Source organism: Hydrotalea sp., assembly GCF_049968455.1.
Classification (GTDB): domain Bacteria; phylum Bacteroidota; class Bacteroidia; order Chitinophagales; family Chitinophagaceae; genus Hydrotalea.
Map to the genome: position 1 here is coordinate 1 of NZ_JBMFQT010000070.1, position 555 is coordinate 555.

At 34.6% G+C, this 555-nt stretch carries 1 protein-coding gene; it reads right to left on the reverse strand.

Going from position 1 to position 555, the window contains the following annotated elements:
* Nucleotides 1-150: 150 nt before the first annotated feature.
* Nucleotides 151-555 (reverse strand): hypothetical protein (locus tag ACP5P5_RS13745; RefSeq protein WP_428286685.1); only part of this gene is annotated, 405 nt, incomplete at its 5' end.

The window sequence follows — 555 nt, forward strand, 5'->3', positions numbered from 1 at the left end:
ATAAACATAAGCATAGAATGCCTTGTATAAGAAGAAAAAGATAAAAATGAATAAGATAATTGTAAACCAATGAAGGCGTGTTTGAGTCTCGTATTGAGCAAGCGGTACTTTTGGTTTAATATAGTTTTTCTTATCTACTGGTTGGCTCACTTATCTATCACCTTCCTGTTCTTGTTTTCCGAAAATTATATCCTCAACTTTTTTGTCATAAGTAGCTTCTCTTGATCCGTATTCCTGTGCATGACTGAGTGCCTCTTCAATCTTGTGCTTCAACTCGGTAACATAAGTTGACTTCTCTGCAAGATACTTTTTAACAAAAAGGTCTCTATCAAAATCACTTAAAGGTGTATTAGGTAACAGAGAAATTACAAGGCATCCTAAATGTTCATTACTCTTTGCATAAAGGAAGTTTGCCTTTTCAACAGTGTCAGTAAAACTTTGAAGCACCAAGATAAGAGGTTCATCTTCTACAATCGCAATATGTTCTTTTTCCATTGTTTTCGGATCTATCTCAACATTTGGATCTGCAAGAGCAGGATTAACACCTAAGAAACT